Source organism: Silicimonas algicola (genome assembly GCF_003148765.1).
GTDB classification, from domain to species: domain Bacteria; phylum Pseudomonadota; class Alphaproteobacteria; order Rhodobacterales; family Rhodobacteraceae; genus Silicimonas; species Silicimonas algicola.
Genome location: NZ_QGGV01000010.1, coordinates 133615 through 157958, shown reverse-complemented (window position 1 = coordinate 157958; position 24344 = coordinate 133615). Strand labels below are relative to the sequence as shown.

25 protein-coding genes are annotated in these 24344 nt (G+C 66.6%); 16 read left to right on the top strand and 9 right to left on the bottom strand.

The features are described 5' to 3' along the window. The 6 genes from C8D95_RS18355 (at position 1) to C8D95_RS18330 (ending at position 6340) form a co-directional block, all read left to right on the top strand. Positions 1 to 2121 carry a RelA/SpoT family protein gene (locus C8D95_RS18355; RefSeq protein WP_109760650.1) on the top strand — a complete coding sequence of 707 codons (2121 nt, stop codon included), beginning with the start codon at positions 1 to 3 and terminating at the stop codon, positions 2119 to 2121. A gap of 11 nt (positions 2122 to 2132) precedes the next feature. Beyond that, on the top strand, positions 2133 to 2807 hold the full coding sequence (locus tag C8D95_RS18350) for a DUF2062 domain-containing protein (protein WP_109760649.1): 675 nt from the start codon (positions 2133 to 2135) through the stop codon (positions 2805 to 2807). 36 nt (positions 2808 to 2843) lie between these two features. After that, the gene (gene mtgA / locus C8D95_RS18345; RefSeq protein ID WP_109760648.1) at positions 2844 to 3569 is read left to right on the top strand and encodes a monofunctional biosynthetic peptidoglycan transglycosylase; all 726 of its coding nucleotides are present in this window, start codon (positions 2844 to 2846) and stop codon (positions 3567 to 3569) included. 72 nt (positions 3570 to 3641) lie between these two features. Beyond that, complete coding sequence (fzlA, locus tag C8D95_RS18340) at positions 3642 to 4307, top strand: FtsZ-binding protein FzlA (protein ID WP_109760647.1); 666 nt, start codon at positions 3642 to 3644, stop codon at positions 4305 to 4307. Positions 4308 to 4339: 32 nt separating this feature from the next. After that, entirely contained in the window at positions 4340 to 5392 is a 1053-nt protein-coding gene (gene queG, locus C8D95_RS18335; protein WP_109760646.1) for a tRNA epoxyqueuosine(34) reductase QueG, read from the top strand. A 9-nt stretch (positions 5393 to 5401) separates the two neighbouring features. Beyond that, entirely contained in the window at positions 5402 to 6340 is a 939-nt protein-coding gene (locus tag C8D95_RS18330; protein ID WP_109760645.1) for a DMT family transporter, read from the top strand. Positions 6341 to 6388: 48 nt separating this feature from the next. Here C8D95_RS18330 and C8D95_RS18325 read toward each other — a convergent pair whose 3' ends face one another. Then, positions 6389 to 7255: a branched-chain amino acid aminotransferase gene (locus C8D95_RS18325; RefSeq protein WP_109760644.1), complete on the bottom strand. Its 867-nt coding sequence runs from the start codon at positions 7253 to 7255 to the stop codon at positions 6389 to 6391. A 142-nt stretch (positions 7256 to 7397) separates the two neighbouring features. On the opposite strand from C8D95_RS18325, the gene C8D95_RS18320 reads away from it, so the two are divergent. The 6 genes from C8D95_RS18320 to dxs all read left to right on the top strand — a co-directional run bounded on the left by C8D95_RS18320 (position 7398) and on the right by dxs (position 12644). After that, positions 7398 to 7904, top strand: a complete 507-nt coding sequence (locus C8D95_RS18320; RefSeq protein WP_109760643.1) for a MarR family winged helix-turn-helix transcriptional regulator — start codon at positions 7398 to 7400, stop codon at positions 7902 to 7904. A 4-nt stretch (positions 7905 to 7908) separates the two neighbouring features. After that, positions 7909 to 8607 (top strand): response regulator, encoded by a 699-nt coding sequence (locus C8D95_RS18315; RefSeq protein WP_109760642.1) that lies wholly within the window; start codon positions 7909 to 7911, stop codon positions 8605 to 8607. Positions 8608 to 8674: 67 nt separating this feature from the next. Further along, complete coding sequence (locus C8D95_RS18310) at positions 8675 to 9601, top strand: histone deacetylase family protein (RefSeq protein ID WP_109760641.1); 927 nt, start codon at positions 8675 to 8677, stop codon at positions 9599 to 9601. After that, positions 9598 to 9840 carry an exodeoxyribonuclease VII small subunit gene (locus C8D95_RS18305; RefSeq protein WP_109760640.1) on the top strand — a complete coding sequence of 81 codons (243 nt, stop codon included), beginning with the start codon at positions 9598 to 9600 and terminating at the stop codon, positions 9838 to 9840. The genes C8D95_RS18310 and C8D95_RS18305 overlap by 4 nt, the downstream gene beginning before the upstream one ends. Beyond that, complete coding sequence (locus C8D95_RS18300; RefSeq protein ID WP_420902649.1) at positions 9837 to 10703, top strand: polyprenyl synthetase family protein; 867 nt, start codon at positions 9837 to 9839, stop codon at positions 10701 to 10703. Before C8D95_RS18305 ends, C8D95_RS18300 begins: the two co-directional genes overlap by 4 nt. Before the next feature lie 15 nt (positions 10704 to 10718). Further along, the gene (dxs, locus tag C8D95_RS18295; RefSeq protein WP_109760680.1) at positions 10719 to 12644 is read left to right on the top strand and encodes a 1-deoxy-D-xylulose-5-phosphate synthase; all 1926 of its coding nucleotides are present in this window, start codon (positions 10719 to 10721) and stop codon (positions 12642 to 12644) included. A gap of 4 nt (positions 12645 to 12648) precedes the next feature. Here the strand turns inward: dxs and C8D95_RS18290 are convergent, their stop codons facing one another. The 3 genes from C8D95_RS18290 to C8D95_RS18280 are packed head-to-tail and all read right to left on the bottom strand — an operon-like array spanning position 12649 to position 15154. Beyond that, positions 12649 to 13245 carry an exopolysaccharide biosynthesis protein gene (locus C8D95_RS18290; protein WP_164721530.1) on the bottom strand — a complete coding sequence of 199 codons (597 nt, stop codon included), beginning with the start codon at positions 13243 to 13245 and terminating at the stop codon, positions 12649 to 12651. A gap of 48 nt (positions 13246 to 13293) precedes the next feature. Continuing rightward, a complete protein-coding gene (locus C8D95_RS18285; RefSeq protein WP_109760638.1) occupies positions 13294 to 14139 on the bottom strand; it encodes an SDR family oxidoreductase in 846 nt (281 codons plus the stop codon). Between the two features lie 31 nt (positions 14140 to 14170). Then, positions 14171 to 15154: a DNA topoisomerase IB gene (locus C8D95_RS18280; protein WP_109760679.1), complete on the bottom strand. Its 984-nt coding sequence runs from the start codon at positions 15152 to 15154 to the stop codon at positions 14171 to 14173. Between the two features lie 95 nt (positions 15155 to 15249). On the opposite strand from C8D95_RS18280, the gene ade reads away from it, so the two are divergent. The 3 genes from ade (at position 15250) to C8D95_RS18265 (ending at position 19068) form a co-directional block, all read left to right on the top strand. Continuing rightward, the gene (gene ade / locus C8D95_RS18275; protein ID WP_109760637.1) at positions 15250 to 17049 is read left to right on the top strand and encodes an adenine deaminase; all 1800 of its coding nucleotides are present in this window, start codon (positions 15250 to 15252) and stop codon (positions 17047 to 17049) included. Next, positions 17046 to 18524, top strand: coding sequence for an AMP nucleosidase (locus C8D95_RS18270; protein WP_109760636.1), 1479 nt, complete (start codon positions 17046 to 17048; stop codon positions 18522 to 18524). Before ade ends, C8D95_RS18270 begins: the two co-directional genes overlap by 4 nt. A 256-nt stretch (positions 18525 to 18780) precedes the next feature. After that, positions 18781 to 19068, top strand: a complete 288-nt coding sequence (locus C8D95_RS18265; RefSeq protein ID WP_109760635.1) for an HU family DNA-binding protein — start codon at positions 18781 to 18783, stop codon at positions 19066 to 19068. A gap of 56 nt (positions 19069 to 19124) precedes the next feature. On the opposite strand, the gene C8D95_RS18260 is transcribed toward C8D95_RS18265, so the two are convergent. Together C8D95_RS18260 and C8D95_RS18255 are read right to left on the bottom strand one after the other, a co-directional pair. Continuing rightward, complete coding sequence (locus C8D95_RS18260) at positions 19125 to 19994, bottom strand: DMT family transporter (protein WP_109760634.1); 870 nt, start codon at positions 19992 to 19994, stop codon at positions 19125 to 19127. 48 nt (positions 19995 to 20042) lie between these two features. Next, entirely contained in the window at positions 20043 to 20729 is a 687-nt protein-coding gene (locus C8D95_RS18255) for a helix-turn-helix transcriptional regulator (RefSeq protein ID WP_109760678.1), read from the bottom strand. A 76-nt stretch (positions 20730 to 20805) separates the two neighbouring features. Here C8D95_RS18255 and C8D95_RS18250 point away from each other — a divergent pair, with 76 nt between their 5' ends. Continuing rightward, on the top strand, positions 20806 to 21420 hold the full coding sequence (locus C8D95_RS18250; protein WP_109760633.1) for a glutathione S-transferase family protein: 615 nt from the start codon (positions 20806 to 20808) through the stop codon (positions 21418 to 21420). A 48-nt stretch (positions 21421 to 21468) separates the two neighbouring features. Here C8D95_RS18250 and C8D95_RS18245 read toward each other — a convergent pair whose 3' ends face one another. From C8D95_RS18245 to aroC, 3 genes are read right to left on the bottom strand one after another with little or no spacing between them, the layout of a single operon-like run. Further along, entirely contained in the window at positions 21469 to 22617 is a 1149-nt protein-coding gene (locus C8D95_RS18245) for an MFS transporter (RefSeq protein WP_126918449.1), read from the bottom strand. Positions 22618 to 22663: 46 nt separating this feature from the next. Continuing rightward, positions 22664 to 23122 carry a hypothetical protein gene (locus tag C8D95_RS18240; RefSeq protein ID WP_109760631.1) on the bottom strand — a complete coding sequence of 153 codons (459 nt, stop codon included), beginning with the start codon at positions 23120 to 23122 and terminating at the stop codon, positions 22664 to 22666. Then, positions 23119 to 24219: a chorismate synthase gene (gene aroC / locus C8D95_RS18235; RefSeq protein ID WP_109760630.1), complete on the bottom strand. Its 1101-nt coding sequence runs from the start codon at positions 24217 to 24219 to the stop codon at positions 23119 to 23121. The genes C8D95_RS18240 and aroC overlap by 4 nt, the downstream gene beginning before the upstream one ends. Positions 24220 to 24344 lie beyond the last annotated feature (125 nt).

Sequence of the window (24344 nt, the reverse complement as noted above, 5' to 3'; positions counted from 1 at the left end):
ATGATCGACGCCGACGACCTGATCGCTCTGGTCCAGAACTATAACCCGAAGACCAACGCCGACCTGATCCGCCGGGCCTATGCCTATGGCGACAAGATGCACGACGGCCAGCTGCGCCATTCGGGCGAGAGCTATTTCACGCATCCCGTCGCGGTGGCGGCGATCCTGACCGAGCAGCAGCTCGACGACGCCACCATCGTCACCGCCCTTCTGCACGACACCATCGAGGACACTCGGTCGACCTATTCCGAGGTCGAGCGTCAGTTCGGCGCCGAGATCGCCGGGCTGGTCGACGGCGTCACCAAGCTGACCAACCTTCAGTTGTCGTCCTCGGAGACGAAACAGTCCGAGAACTTCCGCAAGCTGTTCATGGCGATGTCGAAAGACCTGCGGGTCATCCTCGTCAAGCTGGCCGACCGTCTGCACAACATGCGCACCATCCGGGCCATGCGGCCCGACAAGCAGCTGCAGAAGGCGCGCGAGACGATGGACATCTATGCGCCGCTTGCCGGGCGCATGGGGATGCAGTGGATGCGCGAGGAGCTGGAGGATCTGGCGTTCCGCGTCCTGAATCCGGAAGCACGCAACTCGATCATCCGGCGGTTCATCACGCTTCAGCGGGAATCGGGCGACGTGATCCAGAAGATCACCCGCGACCTCGAGGGCGAACTCGAGAAGGCGGGCATCGACGCGCAGGTCTTCGGGCGAGCGAAGAAGCCGCACTCGATCTGGCGCAAGATGGAAGAGAAGAAGATCGGCTTCTCCCGGCTGTCGGACATCTATGGCTTCCGCGTGATCGTCAGCAAGGAGGACGAATGCTACGCCGCGCTCGGCGTCGTCCACCGCCGCTGGCGGGCGGTACCGGGCCGGTTCAAGGACTACATCAGCCAGCCCAAGTCGAACGGCTATCGCTCGATCCACACGACGGTCTCGGGGCGCGACGGCAAGAGGGTCGAAATCCAGATCCGCACGCGCGAGATGCACGAGGTCGCCGAGGCGGGCGTTGCGGCGCACTGGTCCTATCGCGACGGCGTCCGGGCCGAGAACCCCTTCGCCGTCGACCCGGCGAAGTGGATCGCCTCGCTGTCCGAGCGCTTCGACACCGAGGACGACCACGACGAGTTCCTCGAACACGTCAAGATGGAGATGTACGCCGACCAGGTCTTCTGCTTCACGCCGAAGGGCGAGGTGGTGAAGTTGCCGAAGGGCGCGACCCCGCTGGACTTCGCCTATGCCATCCATACCCGGATCGGCGACAGCTGCGTCGGCGCCAAGGTCGACGGCATCCGCGTGCCGCTGTGGACGCGGCTGCGCAACGGGCAGTCGGTCGACATCATGACGGCCGAGGGCCAGCGCCCGCAGGCGACGTGGATCGACATCGTGGCGACGGGACGCGCCAAGGCCGCCATCCGGCGGTCCCTGCGCGAAGAGGACCGCGAGCGCTTCATCAAGCTGGGGCGCGAGCTGGTTCGCGTGGCCTTCGATCACGTCGGCAAACGGCCGACCGAGAAGGCGTTGCGGATCGCGGCCAAGCAGATCGGCATCGACGGCAGCCGCGAACTGTTGGCCCGCATCGGATCGGCCGAAATACCTTCGCGCGACGTGATCGAGACGCTTTATCCCGGCCCATCGGGCAAGACCGGCGACGAGGTGGACGTGAGCCGCGCGGTGGTTGGCCTGAAGCCCAGCCAGACCTTCAGCCGCGCGGCATGCTGCCAGCCGGTGCCGGGCGAGCGGATCGTCGGCATCAGCTATCGCGGCCGCGGCGTCATCGTCCACGCCATCGACTGCGAGGCGCTGGCCGAGCTCCAGAACGACTCGGACAGATGGGTCGACCTGCACTGGCAGGACGGCAGACATCCGCCTGTCCACAACGTCAGCCTCGACATGACGATCGCCAACGACAGCGGTGTCCTGGGCCGTATCTGCACCCTGATCGGGGAGCAGGGGGCCAACATTTCGGACCTTGTCTTCATCGACAGGAAACCGGACTTTTACCGTCTTATTGTTGACGTAGACCTTCGAGATGTTGAACACCTGCACGCAGTCATGCTTGCCTTGGAGGCGGACAGCGACGTCGCATCGCTGGTCAGGCACCGGGATCTTGAACGCAAGCCCTGAGGGGAAAGGTTTTGGTCTTCAAGCGGCGCAAGCCAAGGACCTATGTCGAGATCGTCAGTGAAAGCTTCTATCCCAGGGGTGGGTGGCGGCGGGCGTCGTGGTACGTCATGTACCGCCTGCGCCGCCTTCCCGATCCGGCCCACAAGATCAGCCGCGGGATCGCCGCCGGTGTCTTCACCTCGTTCACGCCGTTCTTCGGGCTGCATTTCCTGATCGCGGGTGTGCTGTCGCTTCTGATCCGGGGCAACGTCATCGCCGCCCTTCTGGGCACGTTCATCGGCAACCCGCTGACCTTCCCGCTGATCGCCGCCGTGTCGATGGAACTGGGGTCCTGGATGCTGGGCTATCCGGGCCTGCCACTTCCGCTGGTGCTGGCGTCCTTCTCGGATGCGGCGCTCGACCTGTGGCGAAACGCGACGGCGATCTTCTCGGGCGAGCCGGCCAACTGGAGCGGGCTGGCCCTGTTCTGGCGCCGCGTCTTCCTTCCCTACACCGTGGGCGGCATCCTTCCCGGACTGGCGGCGGGCATCGCGACCTACATCCTGTCGAACCCGCTGATCGCAGCCTACCAGAAGGCGCGCGTCGCGCGGCTGAAGAAGCGCTTCGCCAAGAAGCGCGAGAAGGTCATCTCGCGCCGCATGGAGATGGCGGAGCCGGGCAAGCCGGACCGAGCGGCGGCCGAGTAGGCTTGCCTGAAACGGGATGTCGTGCGACGTGATCGCATGGCCCGGAAGACGACGAGCAGGAAAAGAAAAACAACGGCCAAGACGCCCGCCCGGCGCGGCCGCAGGTTTGCGCCCGGACGCTGGCTGGTGCGGGGGCTGTGGTCCTTTGCGCTGGCATTGGTGCTGATGGTCGCGGCCTATGCCGTGCTGACGCCGCCAACCACGCCCTACATCCTGTCGGAAGGTCTTCGGCTGAGGTCGGTCGAGCGGATCTGGGTGCCCTTCGAGAGGATCGCGCCTGTGGTCGCGCGATCCGTCGTCGCCGCCGAGGACGCGAACTTCTGCCTGCACTGGGGCGTAGACATGAACGCGCTGCGCGACGCCATTTCCGAAGGCGGGCAGCGCGGCGGCTCGACCGTGACGCAGCAGACGGTCAAGAACCTTTACCTCTGGCAGGGGCGGAGCTGGCCGCGGAAGGCGCTGGAAGGGTTGATGACCCCGCTCGCCGAGCTTTTCTGGAGCAAGCGCCGCATCGTCGAATTGTACCTGAACGTCGCCGAGTTCGACGAGGGCGTGTTCGGGATCGAGGCGGCGGCGCGGCATCACTTCGGGGTCGGCGCAAGCGAGTTGACCGCGCGGCAGGCGGCCCTGCTGGCCGCCGTCCTGCCCAACCCACGCGAGCGGAGCGCGTCGAAGCCGTCGGACGCCGTGCAGAAGCGGGCTCGCGCCATCGAGGACGGGGCGGCGACCATCGAACGGGACGGGCGTGCCGACTGTTTCTGACCCGCAGCGCTTGAATCCGGCCCAAGTCTTGGGCATTGAGGGTCGAGCGTCGCACGATCTGGATTTGCCGCGATGATACGCCTCTACCACGTCCCTCTCTCTCCCTTCTGCCGCAAGGTGCGGCTCTCGCTGGCCGAAAAGCGTCTCGAGGTCGAGTTGGTCGAGGAACGCTATTGGGAGCGAGACCCGGACTTCATCCGCCGCAACCCGGCCGGCAAGGTGCCGATCCTGAAGATCGACGGGCTGACCCTGAGCGAGAGCGCGGCGATCTGCGAATACCTCGAGGAACGCTATCCCGACCCGCCGCTGATGCCGCGCAACCCGGCGGCACGCCACGAGGTCCGCCGCCTGGTCGGCTGGTTCGACGACAAGTTCCACAACGAGGTGACCTCGAAGCTGCTGTACGAGAGGGTGAACAAGAAGATCACCAAGCAGGGCTATCCAGACAGCGGCAACGTCAAGGCGGGGGCGCGCGCGATCAAGTTCCACCTCCAGTATCTGGGCTGGCTTCTGGACGAGCGGCGCTGGCTCGCGGGGCCCGAGTTGACGCTCGCGGACTTCGCCGCTGCGGCGCACCTCTCGTCGCTGGATTACATCTCGGACGTCGACTGGAACCTGAACCCCACGGTCCGGGACTGGTACGCCAAGATCAAGTCGCGCCCGGCGTTCCGAAGCCTGCTGGCCGACGCGGTGCCGGGCTTTCCGCCGCCGGCGCATTATGCCGACCTGGATTTCTGAGGGCGTTCCGCCCCCGCCGCCTGCAGCGTTCGATGGACGCTGACGCGCTCAAGGCCCGACTGGTGGCCGAGGCGGTGGACGCGGGTTTTGCCGAAGCGCGGATCTGTCGGCCGGACGCGGTGCCCGAGGTGGCGAAGCGGCTGGCGGCCTTTCTGGCTGAGGGGCGGCACGGGCAGATGGGCTGGCTCGCCGAGCGGGCGCACTGGCGGGGCGATCCCTCGGCGCTCTGGCCCGAGGCGCGGTCGGTGGTGATGCTGGCCGAGCCCTATACGCCCGACCACGATCCGCTCGAGGATCTCGCGGCGACGGATCGGGGCGTGATCTCGGTCTATGCGCAGGGCCGGGACTACCACGACGTCGTCAAGAAGCGGCTGAAGCGGGTCGCGCGCTGGCTGGTTGCCGAGGCGGGGTGCGAGGTGAAGGTCTTCGTCGACACCGCACCCGTGCCCGAAAAGGCGCTTGGACAGGCGGCGGGGCTGGGCTGGCAGGGCAAGCACACGAACCTTCTGTCGCGGAGGCTTGGCAACTGGTTCTTCCTTGGCGCGATCTTCACGACGGCGGATCTGCCGCCCGACCCGCCCGAGGACGAGCACTGCGGAACGTGCCGAAAGTGTCTCGACATCTGCCCGACGGATGCGTTTCCGGCGCCCTTCCAGCTCGATGCGCGGCGCTGCATTTCCTACCTGACGATCGAGCACGAGGGGCCGGTCGATCCGGCGTTGAGGCCCGGACTGGGCAACCGCATCTATGGCTGCGACGACTGCCTCGCCGTGTGCCCCTGGAACAAGTTCGCCGTCGCAGGACGGGACGCGCGCTATGCCGCTCGCGCCGAAACCGACCTTCCGCCGCTGGCCGAGTTGGCAAGGCTGGACGATGCGGCATTCCGCGCGCGGTTCTCTGGCTCGCCGATCAAGCGGAGCGGGCGCAACAGGTTCGTGCGCAATGTGGGCTACGCCATCGGCAACTCCGGCGACCCGTCGCTGCGGCCGGTTGCCGAGGCGCTTGCACGCGACGCGGACCCGGCCGTGGCGGATGCGGGGCAATGGGCGCTGTCGCGTCTGGCGGCGTTCGGGCCGCGCTGGTAGGCAATCGACATGCACCCCGAGATCGACAACCCGGCTCGAGCCATTTCGCTGAAGGTCTCGTCTGTCTTTCTCTTCGTCATCATGGCCTCGCTCATCAAGGTGGCCTCCGAGGAGGTGCCGCCGGGCGAGGCGGTGTTCTTCCGGTCGCTCTTCGCCATTCCGGTCATCGTCGCCTGGCTGGCGTCGCGCGGGGAGCTCAAGACAGGGTTCAGAACCACGAGCGTGCGCGCCCATGTCTTTCGCGGTCTGATCGGGACCTCGGCAATGGCGTTGTCCTTTGCGGGACTGGCGATCCTGCCGCTCTACGAGGTGAAGGCGATCCAGTATGCCTCGCCCCTCTTCGTTGTCGTCCTTGCCGCTCTGATGCTGGGCGAGAAGGTGCGGAAGGTGCGTCTGACGGCCGTGTTCATGGGGCTGATCGGCGTGCTGATCGTGCTCTGGCCGCGACTGACCGCCTTCACCGACGGCAGCGCCGACGAGAAGCTGGCCTTCGGCGCGATGGTCGTCCTGTCGGGGTCGCTCTGCGCCGCCTTCGCGCAGATCCACGTCCGCCGTATGGTCGAGACCGAGCAGACCGCCGCCATCGTGTTCTGGTTCTCGCTAACTGCGACGATGCTGGCGCTGCTGACCCTGCCCTTCGGCTGGGCGGTTCCTTCGCCGCGCGCCGCCGTCATGCTGATCGGCGCGGGGCTGATCGGCGGCGTGGGGCAGATCCTGCTGACGAGCGCCTATCGCTTCGCCGATACAGGCGTGATCGCACCCTTCGAATATGCCTCGATGCTGTTCGCGGTCGGGATCGGATACACCGTCTTCTCGGAAGTGCCGACGGCGCAGCAGATGGTGGGGGCGGCGGTCGTCATCGCGGCGGGGGTGCTCATCATCCTGCGCGAACGGCAACTCAAGCTTCAGCGCGGCAAGGCGCGCCAGATCGTGACGAAGTACGGCTGAAACGAAAAAGCGGCCCGCAGGCCGCTTCCGTCGCCGGTGTCGCGCAGGCTACTGCCGCACGAGTTTCTCGTAGCTTTCCGAAATGTCGCGGGTGAGCGCGCCCACTTCGAAGGTGTAATCCCCGATCTGGCCGACGGGCGTCACCTCGGCAGCGGTGCCGGTGAGCCAGCACTGCTGGAAGCCCTCCATTTCGCCGGGCTCGATGTGCCGCTCGTGGACCTGGATCTGGCGGTCCTTCAGCATCCCGATGACGGTCTGGCGGGTCAGACCATTGAGGAAGCAGTCGGGCTTGGGCGTATGCACCTCTCCGTCCTTCACGAAGAAGATGTTCGCGCCGGTCGCCTCGGCGACGTAGCCGCGATAGTCCATGAAGAGCGCGTCCGAGCAGCCCTTGGCCTCGGCAGCGTGCTTCGAGGTGGTGCAGATCATGTAGAGGCCCGCGGCCTTGGCATGGACCGGGATCGTCTCGGGCGAAGGGCGCTTCCACTTCGAGATGTCGAGCTTCGCACCTTTCATCTTGGCGTCGCCGTAATAGTTGCCCCAGCCCCAGGCGGCGATGGCGAGGCGGACGGGGTTGCGGGCCGAGCTGACGCCCATATCCTCGCCCGCGCCGCGCCATGAGAGCGCACGGACATAGGCGTCGGTCAGGCCGTTCGCGGTCAGCACCTCCTGCTTCGCAGCTTCGATTTCGTCGACGGTGTAGGGGATCTTGAAGTCCAGCTCGCCGGCCGAGAAATGCAGGCGTTCGGAATGCTTGCGGCTGAGGAAGATCTTGCCGTTGTAGGCGCGCTCGCCCTCGAACACGGAAGAGGCGTAGTGGAGCGCGTGCGTCAGGATATGCACCTCTGCATCGCGCCACGGCACCATCTTGCCGTCCATCCAGATCAACCCGTCGCGATCGTCATATCCGGCCATGTCAGCCTCCAGATTTGCAAAAGTTGCCCAAATAGTTCCGCTTCGGACATTTTGTTGCGGAAAATTCGAGCATCGCTACCAATTGATTCTTGGAATGTCAACAAGGCTGACATAAAATCCCCGGTGAGGGCAGGGAGACGGCATGGCGGAAAGCGGTAGCAGCGCGGGGGGAGGAGAGACGCTTCTCTTCCTCACGGACGATCAGCTTCGTAAGGGGATCGAGGCGATGTTCTTCGCCTATCGCGGCTTCACCGCCGACCCCGATCGCATCCTGGAGGACAAGGGTTACGGCCGGGCGCATCATCGGGCGATCCACTTCATCAACCGCTCGCCCGGAACGACGGTCAACAACCTTCTGTCGATCCTCGGCGTGACGAAGCAGTCGCTGAACCGGGTACTGCGGACCCTGATCGACGACGGGCTTGTCCGCAGCGACGTGGGCACGCGGGACAAGCGAGAACGGCATCTCTACCTGACCGAGACGGGAGAGGTTCTGGAGCGTGAATTGTCGAACGCGCAACGCAAGCGGATGCGGGCGGCCTTCCGGCAGGCGGGTCCCGAGGCGGTGGTGGGCTTTCGTCAGGTCCTGGAAGCAATGATGGACAGCGACATGCGCCGACACTACGCCAAGCTCACCGAGACGGGCTGACGACATGGACACCGACGCACACCTTCTGATCGTGGACGACGACGAGCGTATTCGCGGGCTTCTCCAGAAGTTCCTGATGCGTCAGGGCTTCCTCGTGACCGCCGCGCGCGAGGCCGCGCACGCGCAGCGCATCCTGTCGGGGCTCGACTTCGACCTGATCGTGCTGGACGTGATGATGCCGGGCGAGGACGGCGTCAGCTTCTGCCGCCGCCTGCGCGAGACGCGGGACGTGCCGATCCTGCTTCTGACCGCGAAGGGCGACACCGCAGACCGGATCGCGGGGCTCGAGGCCGGGGCGGACGATTACCTCGCGAAACCCTTCGAGCCGCGCGAGCTGCTGTTGCGCATCAATTCGATCTTGCGTCGCGTCCCGGCGCCCGAGCCGTCGGACATCCATCCCAAGGTGCTGACGCTTGGCGCGCTGCGCTATGACGTCGAGAAGGGCGCGATGTGGGAGGGCGACCGGCCGGTGCGGCTGACGGCGACCGAGGCGCAGCTGATGCGGATCTTCGCGTCGCAGCCCGGAGAGGCGCTGTCGCGGGCGAAGCTGGTCGAGGATCTGGGGCGCGACGGCGGACAGGCGCAGGAGCGGGCGGTCGACGTGCAGATCACGCGGCTGCGGCGGAAGATCGAAGTCGACCCGCGCCAGCCGCGCTATCTTCAGACCGTTCGGGGCGCGGGCTACCTTCTGGCGCCGGACTGATCCGCCTTCCGCGCGGCATCCGGCCGACGGGGCTTGCCTGCGGCGGACGGATTTGAGACCAAGGGACATGACCCTGATCTATTGGCACGATGCCGCGCTGGAGCATGTCACCCCGCCCGGACACCCCGAGCGCGTCGACCGTGCGCGGACGGTGAAGGCGACGCTGTCCGCTATGGACGGCCTCGACTGGCGCGAGGCGCCGCTGGCGACGCGGGCCGACGTGACGCGTTGCCATCCCGAGCGGTATTTCGACCGCATCGCCAAGGCGGTGCCGACGTCATCGTACGTCTCCCTCGATGCGGACACGCATCTTTCTGCCGGGTCTCTCGATGCCGCCCTGCGTGCCGTCGGAGGATGCGGTGCGGCGGTCGATGCCGTGATGGCGGGCGAGGCGAAGACGGCCTTCGTCGCGATGCGTCCCCCCGGCCACCATGCCGAAACCGAGCGCGCCATGGGCTTCTGTCTGTTCGGAACCGCCGCCATCGCGGCGAAGAGGGCGCTGGACGAGCATGGGCTGTCCAAGGTCGCGGTCCTCGACTTCGACGTCCACCACGGCAACGGAACGCAGGACCTTCTCTGGTCGGAGGCGCGCACGCTGTTCTGCTCGTCGCACCAGATGCCGCTTTATCCCGGCAGCGGCGGCGCGCATGAGACAGGCGCCTGCGATAACGTCCTGAACGCGCCCCTTGCCCCGATGACGGGCGGGCGCGAGATGCGGCGCGCCTGGGGCGACATTCTGCTTCCTGCCGTCGACGATTTCGCGCCGGAGCTCATCATCGTCTCGGCCGGCTTCGACGCCCATGCCGCCGATCCGCTGGCGAACCTGAACTGGCACGAGGACGACTTCCGCTGGCTCACGCAGGAGATCTGCAAGCTGGCGGACGACCGGTGCGGCGGGCGCGTGGTCTCGACTTTGGAAGGCGGTTATGATCTGGACGCTCTCGCCGCGAGCACGCGCGCGCACGTCGAGGTTCTGAGGGAGCACGCAGCATGAACGGGACACCGGTCGCCGAGATGAGCTTCGAGGAAGCGATGAAGGAACTCGAGGCCGTGGTGGGGCGGCTTGAGTCGGGCGACGTGCCTCTCGAGGATTCCATCAAGCTCTACGAGCGCGGCGCTGCGCTGAAGGATCACTGCCAGAAGAAGCTGGCGGAGGCCGAGGAGAAGGTCGCGCTGATCACAACCGATGCGGACGGCAACCCCAAGGGGCTTCAGCCCGCTGATATAAAGTGACCTTCGAGGCCAAGCGAGACGCGCACGCGGCCCGCATCGAGGCGCGGCTCGATGAGGCGATGCGCGATTTCCCCGATAACCGGATCACGGCGGGGATGCGCCACGCGCTTCACGGCGGCAAACGGCTCCGCGGCTTTCTGGTGCTGGAGAGTGCGGCGCTGCACGGCGTGCCAGCGGAGGACGCCGTCCACGCCGCTGCGGCGATCGAGGCGCTGCACGCCTACAGCCTTGTCCACGACGACCTGCCCTGCATGGACGACGATGACCTGCGGCGCGGTCAGCCCACGGTTCACGTCAAGTGGGACGAGGCGACGGCGGTTCTGGTCGGCGACGCCCTTCAGGCCCTGGCGTTCGAGATGGTCGCGAGCGGTGGTCTGCCGGCCGAGCGGCGGCTGGACCTTTCGGCCGCGCTCGCCTTCGAGGCGGGGGGCCGCGGACTGATCCGGGGGCAGGCGATGGATATCGCGGCCGAGACGGCTACGGAACCGTTCACGCTCGACGAGATCGAAAGCCTTCAGGCGGGAAAAACCGGCGCGCTGATCGAGTGGAGTTGCGCGGCCGGCCCGCTCATGTCCGGCGCGGACAGCACCACCATGTGCCACTTCGCGCGCTGCCTGGGACTTGCCTTTCAGATCGCGGACGACATTCTTGATGCAACCGGGGACGAAGTGAAGGCCGGCAAGCGCGTCGGCAAGGACGCGGCGGCGGGCAAGGCCACCTTCGTTTCGCACCTCGGGACGGACGGCGCGAAAGATCGGGCGCGTGCATTGGTTGCGGAGGCGCTGCACATGCTCGCCCCATATGGTCCTGAAGCCGATGCCTTGCGGGAGGCGGCCCGGTTCGTTATCTCGCGCGAGTTCTGAATGCCCGGAGACGTCATGTCGGATAAACCCGCCACACCCATCCTGGACCGCGTCGCCTCTCCCGCCGACCTCAGGCGCCTGTCCGATGCCGAGCTGCGCGAGGTTGCCGACGAACTGCGGGCGGAGACGATCAGCGCCGTCAGCGAAACTGGCGGGCACCTGGGCGCGGGCCTGGGTGTGGTCGAGTTGACCGTGGCGCTGCACGCCGTCTTCGACACGCCGCGCGACAAGCTGGTGTGGGACGTCAGCCACCAGACCTATCCGCACAAGATCGTGACGGGCCGGCGCGATCGCATCCGGACGCTGCGCAAGGAAGGTGGCCTGTCGGGCTTCACGAAGCGATCCGAGTCCGTCTACGACCCCTTCGGCGCGGCGCACTCTTCGACCTCGATCAGCGCGGCGCTCGGCTTTGCCGTGGCGCGCGATCTGGGCGGGACCACCGATGGCGGGCTTGGCGACGCGATAGCGGTCATCGGCGACGGGGCGATCAGCGCGGGCATGGCCTATGAGGCGCTGAACAACGCGGGTCACCTGGGCAAGCGGATGTTCGTCATCCTGAACGACAACGAGATGTCCATCGCGCCGCCCGTGGGGGCGATGTCTTCGTACCTGTCGCGGCTCTATGCCGGGGCGCCGTTTCAGGAACTGAAGTCTGCCGCCAAGGGTGCGGTCAGCCTGTTGCCCGAGCCCTTCCGCGAGGGAGCGCGGCGCGCGAAGGACATGCTGAAGCACACGATGGTGGGCGGGACGCTGTTCGAGGAACTGGGTTTCAGCTACGTCGGCCCCATAGACGGCCACGACCTGGACCAGCTTCTGCCGGTTCTGCGCACCGTCAAGGCGCGGGCCACGGGGCCGATCCTGATCCACGTCATCACCAAGAAGGGCAAGGGCTATGCCCCGGCCGAACGGGCGCGCGACCGCGGCCACGGCGTGTCGACCTTTGACGTCATGACGGGCGAGCAGAAGAAGGCGCCGTCGAACGCGCCGGCATATACCAAAGTCTTCGCCCGGGCGCTGATCGAAGAGGCGAGCCGGGACGACAGGATCGTGGCGGTGACCGCGGCGATGCCGGACGGCACGGGGCTCGACCTATTCGGCGAGAGGTTCCCGCGTCGGATGTTCGACGTGGGCATCGCCGAGCAACACGCGGTCACCTTCTGCGCCGGGCTGGCGGCGGGAGGCATGAAGCCATTCTGCACGATCTACTCGACCTTTCTTCAGCGCGGGTATGATCAGGTTGTCCACGATGTAGCCATCCAGCGCCTGCCGGTGCGCTTCGCCATCGACCGCGCCGGGCTGGTCGGTGCCGATGGCGCGACGCACGCGGGTGCCTTCGACGTGGCCTACCTGTCGAACCTGCCGGGTTTCGTGGTGATGGCGGCCGCTGACGAGGCCGAACTGGTCCACATGGTCGCGACCGCTGCGGCGCATGACACGGGGCCGATCGCCTTCCGTTATCCGCGAGGCGAAGGCGTCGGCGTCGAGATGCCCGAACAGGGCCGGGTGCTGGAAATCGGCAAGGGCCGGATCGTGCGGGAGGGTGGACGCGTCGCGCTTCTGTCGTTCGGCACGCGCCTGTCCGAGGTCGAGGCCGCCGCCGAGGCATTGGGCGCCCGGGGCATCAAGCCGACCGTCGCGGACGCGCGCTTCGCAAAACCACTCGACCGCGACCTGATCCTGTCGCTTGCAGCCAGCCACGAGGCGCTCATCACCATCGAGGAAGGCGCCGTCGGAGGCTTCGGCAGCCACGTGGCACAGCTTCTGGCCGACGAGGGCGTCTTCGACCGGGGGCTTCGCTATCGCTCGATGGTGCTTCCCGACGTGTTCATCGACCAGGCCAGCCCGAAGGCGATGTACGACGTTGCGGCCATGAACGCGCCACAGATCGAGGCGAAGGTTCTCGAGGTCCTGGGTATCGCGGACATCTCGCGCCGGGCGTGACGTCTCAGATCAGCCAGTAGCTTCCGGCGATCAGTCCCAGGACGGCGACGTAGGCATAGCCTGCCAGCACGTAGAGCCCGTCCTTGACCATCAGCCCGAAGGCGAAAAGCGCGACGGCCACCGCGCATAGCGTCGTGAAGAACGGCAGGATCTCGAGGAATGGCCAGGTGGCCACGATCAGTAGGATCGCAGCCAGCGGCAGGACCTTGAGGGGCCGACGCGCGAGCGGCGTCAGGCGGGCGCGGGTATGGCGGCCGATGAACGCAGCCGGCTTCCCGGCCCAGTCGAGGCCCTTGCAGAACTTCTCGGACGACACTTCGCGGCGGGCAATCCAGCCCGGCAACCACAGGTGGTCGCGACCTAGCGCCCATTGCCCGACGATGAGGGCGATGATGACGGCACCGATAGTGGGCGCCGTAGGAATGCCGGACAGGGGCGTGACCATAATCAGGGACACGACGAAGAGTAGGGTGGCAAAGCTGTTCTCGCCTGTCGATTCGACGAGGTCCTGCACCGATACGTCGCGTCCCTTGGCGGCGCCGCGGAGGCGGGCCAGGAGCGATTGGAGCGGGTCTTCTTCGGAAACTGCAGCCTCGGTCATGGCATATGAACGGGGTCGGGCCATCGCGGTTCCGACGTGAGCGGCAAATCAGCCGCGCTCGGCCGCCATCAGTGCGGGCAGTCCCTCGCGGTAGGATGGATAGAGAAGCTTCACGCCGAGCTCGGACTTGATCCGGTCGTTCCGCACCTTCTTCGACTCTGCATAGAAGCTGCGCGCCATCGGGGTCAGGTCCGCCTCCTCGAATCTAATCGACGGCGGCAGTGGAAGGCCGAGAAGCTCCGCGGCGTGGGCGATGACGTCCTGTGGCGGAGCGGGATCGTCGTCGCAGACGTTGTAGATCGCACCTGGGTTGGGATGCCGGATCGAAGCCAGGAGAACCTGCGCGATATCGTCGACGTGGATGCGGCTGAAGACCTGACCCTCCTTGATGATCCTCCGCGCGGTGCCGTTGCGGACCTTCTCGAACGGGCCGCGACCCGGGCCGTAGATGCCGGCGAGGCGGAAGATGTGAAGGGGAAGCCCGAGGGCCTGCCATTCGGCCTCGGCCGCGACGCGCGCCTGACCGCGCCGGGTCGCGGGCGTGAGGGGCGCGGTTTCGTCCACCCATTCACCCTCGTGGTCGCCATAGACGCCGGTGGTCGACAAATATCCGACCCACTCGAGGTGGCGCGCCTCACGGATCGCATGTCGCGCTTCGTTCAAGACCGGATCGCCCGTAGTGTCAGGCGCGACCGACGTGAGAAGATGCGTCGTCCGGTCGAAGGGCAGGGGAGCGCCCGGCCAGAGGATCGGCTCGACGCCTTCCTCTGCTAGCCGTTCCGCCTTGTCGGTGGATCGCGTGGTGCCGAGGATGGTCCAGCCCTCGGCAAGAAGGTGAGGCGTCAGAGCGCGGGCCGAAAAGCCGTGACCGATGGAGAGAAGAGTACCACTCATGCCGCGATCATTCGCGGGCTGCCTTCAAGGATCAACCCTTCCAGTAGTCGAGAAGACCCAGAAGTTTGCGTTCGGACGCTCGAAGACCCCTGAGATCCTCCGCTTCGACCTGCAGCGCCTCGGGCGTCTCGGCCAACGCGATGACGGCGGGATGGATGTAGGAGGTGCGCGCGATGGTGGGCGTGTTGGCAAGCCGTTCGGCCGCGGCCTCGGACATGCCCTTGATGGTCACCCTATCGGCCTTCGCGGCCGCTTCGAGCGCGGCAACCGACCCTGCCCAGGTTCTGAACGTCTTGGCGGTCAGGTCGGGCTGGCCGGTCGCCTCTTGAATCCAGGCATTGACCTGATCCGAGCTGACGGCGCGCGCGTCTCCATCCTCGTCGATCCAGGTGACCAGTTCCGCCCCCGGAAGGTCGTGCAGCTTCTGCAGCGTCTCCATCAGCTTGCGATTGCCGACCTGTCGCATGACCTTCTTGTTGCCCTTTGCGACATAGTTGAGGTGGAGGGCGTGATCCTGAAGGCGCAGGTGCTTCGACTTCAGCGTCGTCGCGCCGTAGGTGCCGTTCTCGTCGGCGTATTCGGGATTGCCGACGCGGAGCGACAGGCAGTCCATCATGGCGACGACGGCGGCTATGGCGAAGCCCTGCTCTCCCGCGTCGAGGTTCAGGTGCTTGGACACGCGCCGGCGGATGCCGGGAAGGCAGCGGCCGAAGTCGGCGAGACGCTCGAATTTCCGCTCGGACCTGAACGTGGTCCAGTCGGGGTGATAGCGATACTGCTTCCGCTCGCGCACGTCATAGCCGGTGGCCTGAAGATGGCCGTTCGGCTTGGGACAGATCCAGACGTTCTCGTAGGCAGGCGGGACCGCGAGGGACTCGATCCGCTGGCGTTCCGCGCCGCGCGAAATGCGTGTGCCGTCGGGAGCGATGTAGGAAAATCCCCGCCCCTTCCGCTCGCGCCGGATGCCGGGTCGGTTGTCGGGATAGTAGGTGAGGCTGGCGGGTGCGGCGTTCATTTCGATCAAACGCACGTCGTGGTGAAAGGTTTCTCGAGTGGAGGGCGTCTCGCGCGGCCCCTTGCATGGCACGGTCAGGGATGAAACCTTGAGCCATGCAGACCCCGATCTCCTCATGGGCCGATGCGGCCCCCCGCCTTGTCGCCGTCGCCGCAGGACGCGAGCCCGCGGACCTCGTCATCCGGGGCGGCCGGCTGGTCAACGTGCAGTCGCGCGAGGTGCTGGACGGCTGGGACGTGGCGGTGGCCGAGGGGCGGTTCGCCTTTGTCGGGCCGGACGCGTCACATTGCATCGGACCCGATACGCGGGTGATCGAAGCCGAGGGGCGATACCTGATCCCGGGCCTGATCGACGGGCACATGCACATCGAAAGCGGGATGCTGACTCCCGCCGAATTCGCCGCCGCGGTGATCCCGCACGGCACGACGACGATGTTCACCGACCCGCACGAGATCGCCAACGTCCTGGGGCTGGAGGGGGTGCGGCTGATGCACGACGAGGCGCTGATGCAGCCCGTCAGCATCTTCACCCAGATGCCGAGTTGCGCACCCTCAGCGCCGGGGCTCGAGACGACGGGGTTCGAAATCTCGCCCGAGGATGTCGCCGAGGCGATGACATGGCCCGGAATCGTCGGACTGGGAGAGATGATGAACTTTCCCGGCGTCATCAACGGCGATCCAAAGATGCTGGCCGAGATCGCGGCGACGCAGCGGGCGGGCAAGACCGTGGGTGGGCACTATGCGAGCGCTGACCGAGGGATCCCGTTTCACGCCTATGCGGCGGGCGGGCCGGCGGACGACCACGAGGGGACGGCCGAGGCTGACGCCATCGCGCGGGCGCGGCAGGGGATGCGGTCGATGCTGCGGCTGGGGTCGGCCTGGTACGACGTGGAAAGCCAGATCACGGCGGTGACGGAGAAGGGTCTCGACCCGCGCAACTTCATCCTCTGCACCGACGACTGCCATTCGGGGACGCTGCTGAACGAGGGGCACATGAACCGCGTGGTGCGGCACGCCATCGCCTGCGGCTGCGATCCGCTGGTCGCGCTCCAGATGGCGACGATCAATACGGCAACCCACTTCGGGCTCGAGCGGGAGCTGGGGAGCATCGCACCGGGGCGGCGGGCGGACGTGATCCTGACATCGGACCTGCGGACCCTGCCGGTGGAGCATGTGATTGCACGGGGTGTGACAGTCGCGGAGGACGGCGAAATCCGGGTGGAGTGTCCGCATCTCGACTGGCCCGAAACCGCCCGGAATACGGTTCACCTTGGCAAGACCCTGGCGGCGATGGACTTCCGCATCGTCGCGCCTGAGGGACGCAACGCGGTGACGGTGCGCGTGATCGGCGTGGTCGAAAACCAGGCGCCGACAAAGGCGCTGACGGCCGAGCTTCCGGTGGTCGACGGCGTGGTGGAAGGCGAAGGCGGCGTTTGCCAGATCGCGCTGGTGGAACGGCATCGGGCCACGGGCGACGTGGTTAATGGATTTGTTTCAGGCTTCGGCTACGAGGGACGCATGGCCATCGCCTCGACCGTCGCGCACGACAGCCATCACATGATCGTCGTGGGCACCGACCGCGAGATGATGGCGGCGGCCTCGAACCGTCTGGGTGAGGTGGGCGGTGGTGTGACGGTCTGGAAGGACGGGGCCGAGATCGCTCTGGTCGAATTGCCGATCGCGGGCCTGATGTCCGACAGCCCGGCGGGCGAGGTGGCGGCGAAGGCGCAGCGGATGGTCGAGGCGATGGCGGAGTGCGGCTGCACGCTCAACAACGCCTACATGCAGCACTCGCTCCTGGCGCTTGTCGTCATCCCCTCGCTGCGGATCAGCGACCTGGGCCTTGTCGACGTCGACCGCTTCGAGTTGACCGACCTTTTCGGAGACACCGAATGACCGACGGCCGACTTGCCATCGAAAGCCCCGAAGCCTCCGAGCACGAGGCCTTCGATGACGCCGACGCTGCGGTTGCCCGGCTCATCGAGCTTTACAACGGCTCGACGCAGTTCCTCTGCGACCGTTTCGCGGCGGTCATCATGAAGGGTCGGCCGGACAAGCGCTATCGCGCCTTCTACCCCGAGATCCGGATTGCGACGACCACCTTCAACTTCACCGATACGCGGCTCAGCTTCGGTCATGTCACCGAGCCCGGCCGCTATTCGACGACGATCACGCGACCCGACCTCTTCGCCAATTACCTGCGGCAGCAGATCGGCCTGCTTGTCCGCAACCACGACATGCCGGTCCATATCGGACTGTCGGCAACGCCTATCCCGATCCACTTCGCGGTGGCGAACGATCCGACCCTGACGGTGCCGCAAGAGGGCGCAGTCGACTTCAACCTGCGTGACATCTTCGATGTGCCCGAGCTGTCGACGATGAACGACGACATCGTCAACGGCTACGGGTTCAAATACCAGGACGGTTCGCGGCCCCTGGCGCCCTTCACGGCGCAGCGGGTCGATTATTCGCTGGCGCGGCTTGCGCATTACACAGCCACGACGCCCGAGCATTTCCAGAACCACGTCCTGTTCACCAACTACCAGTTCTACGTCGAGGAGTTCGAAGCCTACGCGCGCGCCGAGCTGGCCTCGGCCACGGGCGGCTATACCTCGTTCGTCGGTCCCGGCAATATCGAGATCACCGAGCCCGACGCGCCTCTACCCCTGCCCACGAAGCTGCCGCAGATGCCGACCTTCCACCTCAAGCGCGAGGGCGGTGCGGGCATCACGCTGGTCAACATCGGCGTCGGCCCGTCGAACGCCAAGACCGCGACGGACCACATCGCGGTCCTGCGTCCCCATGCCTGGCTCATGGTTGGTCACTGTGCGGGATTGAGAAATTCACAAAGGCTCGGCGACTTCGTTCTCGCCCACGGCTACCTGCGCGAGGATCACGTTCTCGACGACGATCTGCCGGTGTGGATGCCCATTCCGGCGCTGGCCGAGATCCAGGTGGCGCTGGAGGAAGCGGTGGCGGACGTCACCGAGTACCAGGGCTATGAGCTGAAGCGGATCATGCGGACGGGCACCGTCGCCACCATCGACAACCGGAACTGGGAGCTGCGGGACCAGTCCGGCCCCGTCCAGCGCCTGAGCCAGTCCCGCGCCATCGCTCTCGACATGGAATCTGCTACCATCGCCGCCAACGGATTTCGCTTCCGGGTGCCGTATGGCACGCTTCTCTGCGTGTCGGACAAGCCCCTGCACGGTGAGCTCAAGCTGCCGGGCATGGCGTCCGAATTCTATCGCACGCAGGTTGCCCAGCACCTGTTGATCGGTATCCGCGCGATGGAGAAAATCCGCGAGATGCCGATCGAGCGGATCCACTCACGAAAGCTCAGAAGCTTCGAGGAAACGGCCTTCCTCTAGGCTATGCTCCCTTGTTTCCTTGGGGTTTGCGCGAAAATCGGCCTTCGGGCGCGCGCGACGGCGCTTCAGCGGCGGAACTCTAACGTGCAGTTATCGTTGAGGTAATCGGACCTGCCCTGTGCTTCCATCGGAATTCCGGCCTCGAGATCGGCCAAAAAGTCGGTTTACGTGCCACAAATCGTTGTGTAGTGCCACGATATCCAGTTAAATAAGGGCAATGAGCCACTAGAACAGGCCAGAACGAGGAGTATTCATCATGGCAAAACCCCTGACCAAGACCCAGCTGGTCTCCGCTCTCGCGGACAAGATGGAAAGCGACAAGAAGTCGGCAACCGCCGCCCTCGACGCGCTGACCGCCGTCATCACCGACGAAGTGTCGAAGGGCGGCGCCGTCACCCTTCCGGGCGTCGGCAAGATCTACTGCCGCGAGCGTCCCTCGCGCATGGTCCGCAACCCGGCGACGGGCGAGCAGATCAAGAAGGATGCCGACAAGGTCGTGAAGATGACCATCGCCAAGGCGCTGAAGGACAGCGTGAACGACTGATCCCAAGGGATCGGACGTTGCGTGAAGGGGCCGCGACTGCGCGGCCCTTTTTCATGTCAGGTCCGCGGAACGCGCGATAGCTGCACCGCGAGGATCCCGAAGGCGATGACCGCGACGCCGATGACGTCGAGGGGTCTCAGCGCCTCGCCCAGAAGTGCTGCTGCTATGGCGACGCCGAAGAACGGGTTCAGGAAGTGGAAGGTCGCCGCGCGGACTGCGCCGATCCGGCCGACCAGCCAGAACCACAGGACGGTCGCGACGAGACCCGGCATGATTACCGTGTAGAGGAACGCGCCGACCAGGAGGGGCGACCAGGTGACTGTCCAGGTCTCGAACAGCAGGGCGGGCACCCAGAGCGCCGCGCCGCCGACCAGCATCTGCAAACCGACCACCATGACGAGGTTGCCGCCCGAGGACGCACCCTTGAGCGCCAGGGTTGCCGTCGCCAGCGCCAGCGCGCCGAAACAGCAAAGCGCCACGCCGACCGGATCGACGCCGCCGGTCAGCCGCGTCCCCATGATGAGCGCCACGCCTGCGAAGCCCGCGATCAGGCCCGCAAGACCGAGAGGCCGGACCCGGTCGCCGAGAACGATCCAGCCGAGCGCCGCGACGATCAGGGGCAGGGACGAGGCGATGATGGCGGCGAGCGAGGCCTCGACCGTCTGCATCGCGACGAAGTTCAGCCCGAGGTAAAGCGCGTTCTGGCAAATGCCGAACAATACCGTCAGCCGCCATTGCTGCGGGGTCAGCTTCCAGGTCTGGCCGAGGGCGCGGGCGAGCGTCACGGCGATGACGCCCGCAAGCGTGAAGCGGATGGCGGAGACGGTGAGCGGCGGAGCCGCCTGTACGATGATCCGGGCCGAGGTGAAGGCAGATGACCAGATGAGCGCGAAGGTCAGCCCCGCTAGGATCGCCTTGAAGTCCATGTCCCGCCTCGTGTCTTTCGGCGGCCATAGCGCGTCTGGCGGTCGGCGTCAGCCCCCGCTGCGCAAGCGCGCGATGTATTCGCGCAGAAGCGGAACGCGGCGCGGGCGGAAGGACTGGCCGGTCGCTTTCGCGGTTTCGATGCGGTCCAGCCTGAACTTCCGGAAATCCTCGCGCAGGCAGCACCAGGCCAGGAGAACCTGCGTGTTCTCGAGGAACACGACGGCCAGAGGCAGCACACGGCGCTGCGTCGGCGTGCCGTCCGCATCGCGATAGTCGAGATCGAGCGCCGTCTCGTCCCACGAAGCGCCGCGCAGGACCGGCAGGCACCCGGGCGGTGGCGGGGCTTTCTCGTAACGGTAAACCAAGGAGACGGCATGCGCGGCCTCGCGGGCGACCCTCTCGGGCAGGCGGGCGGTGATCTTGGAAAGGGCCGATCGCGCCGCGCTTGCAAGGGCGGGGTCGCCGCTGGCCTCCACCTCGGCAAGGCCCAGCACCAGCGCCTCGACCTCGATCCGGTCGAGCAGTTGGGGCGGCATGGCAGGATCCTCGGTCAGCCGGTAGCCGAAGCCCGGTTCGCCGTCGATCACGGCGCCGGCGGCGCGGAGGCTCTCGATGTCGCGGTAAAGCGTGCGGCGGGATACGTCCGTCTCCTCGGCCAACCGCGCAGCGGTAACGGGCTGCGGAAGGGTCCGCAGGGTCTGGAGAAGGGTGAAGAGGCGATCGGTGCGAGGCATGGGCTGCTGACGGAAACTGGCAACAGGGTCACGGCAGAATGGATTCATCGCAAGACGCAAATCAAGGATGCTCGCCATGTTGACCCTCTACCACGCCCCCCAAAGCCGCTCGTCCCGCATCGTAGCCTTGATCGAGGAGCTGGGGATCCGCGACCGCGTCCAGGTCCAGACCATCTCGATCGCGAGGATGGACGGAACGGACGGCGCCGACGCGCGGAACCCGCATCCCGAAGGAAAGGTGCCCTTGCTGATTCAGGACGGGGTGGCAATCCGCGAGTCCGCCGCAATCGCGCTTCACCTGGCCGAGCTCTTTCCCCAAGCGGGTCTCGCGCTGCCCGTCGATCATCCCGAGCGCGGCCTGATGCTGTCGTGGCTGGCGTGGTACGGCGATGTGCTGGAGCCTGTGGTCGTCTTCGCCTTCGGCAAGATCGAGCATCCGCTGCTGCAACTCACGTTTCGCGGTCTGCCTGAAGCTCAAGCGCGTCTGGTCGAGGCCTTCGCGGACGGGCGGACATGGCTGGCCGGGAATCGTTACACCGTTGCCGACCTGATCGTCGCCTCGACGTTCCAATGGGCTCCGCACCTGATACCGGACGACGCTGCCGTCAAGGATTGGGTCGTGCGGTGCGGTTCGCGTCCGGCCATGCGCCTCGTCGCCGACGAAGACGCCCGGCTTCTGAAAGCGGGTTGAGTTCTTGCTAGGCCTTTCAGGCCGAACCGCACGGCGCGTTCGCCGGTCTCATCTCGTCGAGGACGGGAGGCTGGCGGCGACCGTTCGGCGCACGAGTGCGAGCGTCACGAGGAACGGCGGGACCAGCGCCCAGAAGGCGACCCTCAGCCCGAAGCTTTCCGCGATCGAGCCCATGAGCGCGGGCACGGCCAGCATGACGAGGCCCGACAAAACGAGCACCGCCGCCACGCTTTCGGCGGCGGGGCGGTTTCCAGACCGCGCCGCCCCCGAGATCATCAACGGGAAGAGCGCGGCGATGCCTGTCCCCATGAAGGCGAAGCCCGCCATTGCTACCCAGACCGACGGCGCCAGTACGACGCAAAGCGCGCCGAACAGCGCAAGACAGGCAAGCGCGTTCGTCGTCCGCAGGGGGCCATGACGCTCGCTCCAGCCGTCGGCGAGCATCCGGCCGAGAGTCATCGCGACGAGGAAGGCCGACAACGGCAGCGTGGCGATCCAGCCGGCGGTGGCGAAGGTCTGCTCGACGTATATCACGGACCAGTTCTGCGTGGCGCTTTGGGCGATGCCGCCCGAGATGCCGAAAAGCATCAGGCCAAGCGTGCGGCGCGAGGGCATGGCGAAGCGCGGCCCGTCGAGCTTGTCGTCGGGTGCGGGCGGGGCGGGTCGCATTCGGAAGGCGAGGGGCAGGAGGAACGCGCAGACGACCGGAACCACGAGAGACAGGTGCAGCGTTGCTGGAAGCGGAATGCCACGGGCGAACGTGCCGGTCAGCGCGGCGAGGAGCATTCCCGCACTCCAGAACCCGTGGCAGCGATTCATCACGCGGCGGCCGGTTTCGGACTCGACGCGGTCGGCTTCGAGGTTCATCGCGATATTCGTCAGTGTGAAGCAGGTCCCCACGGCCAGCAGCGCGGCGAAGAGCAGGGGAAGCGTCGGCGCCAGCGCGACCCCGGCCGTCGTCGCGGCGAGAAGCGGCACTCCCACGCCAAGGATGACGCGCGTGCCCAGGCCTTGGACCAGGCGGCCTGCGGCGAGGTTCGTCGCCAACCCGCCGGCGGCGGCCGCAGTCAGCGCGATTCCGAGCGTCGCCTTGTCGAGACCGAGCCCTGTCTGGATGTCCGAAATGCGGGGAAAGAGACCTCCGGCGGCGAAGGCCTGGAGGAAGAAGATCGAGAGGATCGTCGTGCGGCGGGTCATGCGGCGGCGACTATCGGCGAGCGATCCGGCCTTGGCGAGATCCAATTCAGTAGTGCTGATAGATCACCTTGAGGGGCAGTCCGGCGACATGCTCCAGCCGTGCCAGTTCGCCCGCGTTCAGGGGACCGCGCGTCTCGTTTCGGGCCGACAGGAACCACGTCGCGAAACCCTGTTGCGGCTGGTAGACGAGGGTGTCGAGCCGCGCCGGCGCTTTGCAGCAGGGCATGGCGAAGTCGCAAAGATGAAAGCCGTGGTCCGCGTTCCAGGCGTGATCCATCCGCTGGCCCCACCAGTCGGTTTCGGCGGGCTTGCCGCAGGCGGGGCAGAGGATGGCTTCGAAGTTGCCGCCGCAGTCGATGAACTGAAGGCGCGCGCCATAGTCCTTGAACCACGTCTCGGTGCTGCCGACGATCTCGGCGTGGGCGGTCTCGAGCCTGGCGGCGGTGTCGGCGTCAAGACGCGCCTTCGGATCCGCGGGGATGAGGGCGATGAAGCCGGAACTCATCCGATCTTCCCTCGCGTACCGCCCGTCTGCGCCCGGTCGAGAAGGAGGTGGTCGAGGATGACCGCCGCCGCCATCGCCTCGGCCACCGGGACGGCGCGGATGCCGACGCAGGGGTCGTGGCGGCCCTTGGTGACGATCTCGGTCGCCTCACCCGATTTGGTGATCGTCTTGCGCGGCGTCAGGATCGACGAGGTCGGCTTGACGGCGAAGCGCACGACGATGTCCTGCCCGGTCGATATGCCGCCGAGGATGCCGCCCGCGTGGTTCGAAGCGTAGACCGGACCGTCCGGACCCATCGCGATCTCGTCGGCATTGGCTTCGCCCGTCAGACGCGCGGCCGCCATGCCCTCGCCGATCTCGACGCCCTTCACGGCGTTGATCGACATCATCGCGGCGGCGAGGCCTGTGTCGAGCTTGCCGTACACGGGCGCGCCAAGGCCGGGAGGGCACCCGCGGATCGTCACCTCGATCGTCGCGCCGATCGACGAACCGGACTTGCGCAGCGCGCCGAGGTACTCCTCCCACTCGGCCGCGGCCTGCGCGTCGGGGGTCCAGAACGGATTGCGCGCGATCTCGTCCCAGTCGAAGCGCGACCGGTCGATGTCCTTCCCGCCCATGCCCACCATGTAGCCGGTGATGGTCATCGAGGGGACGAGAGCGCCGAGCGCCTGTCGCGCGACGCCGCCCGCCGCAACGCGCGAGGCCGTCTCGCGCGCCGACGATCGTCCGCCGCCGCGATAGTCGCGGATGCCGTACTTCTGCCAGTAGGTGATGTCGGCGTGACCCGGACGGAATTTCTCGGAAATGTCGCCATAGTCCTTGGATCGCTGGTCCGTGTTGCGGATCATGAGCTGGATCGGCGTGCCCGTGGTCAGGCCCTCGAAGACGCCGGACAGGATCTCGACCGCGTCGGCCTCCTGCCGCTGCGTGGTGAACTTGTTCTGGCCCGGCTTCCTGCGATCGAGCCAGACCTGGAGGTCGGCCTCGTTCAGCGGCACGCCGGGAGGGCAGCCGTCGACGGTGGCGCCGAGGGCGGGTCCGTGGCTTTCGCCCCAGGTGGTGACGCGGAAAAGGTGTCCGTAGGTGTTCAGGCTCATGGGTTCGCTCTTAGCCGGACAGAAGGGCGAGGAACAGTCCCCGCGTCGCATCGGGCGTCGCGGGCAGGCCGCGTATTTGGGGCAAGATGAAGGGGGAGGGCTTGCGGGTATTGGGTGCTCGCGCT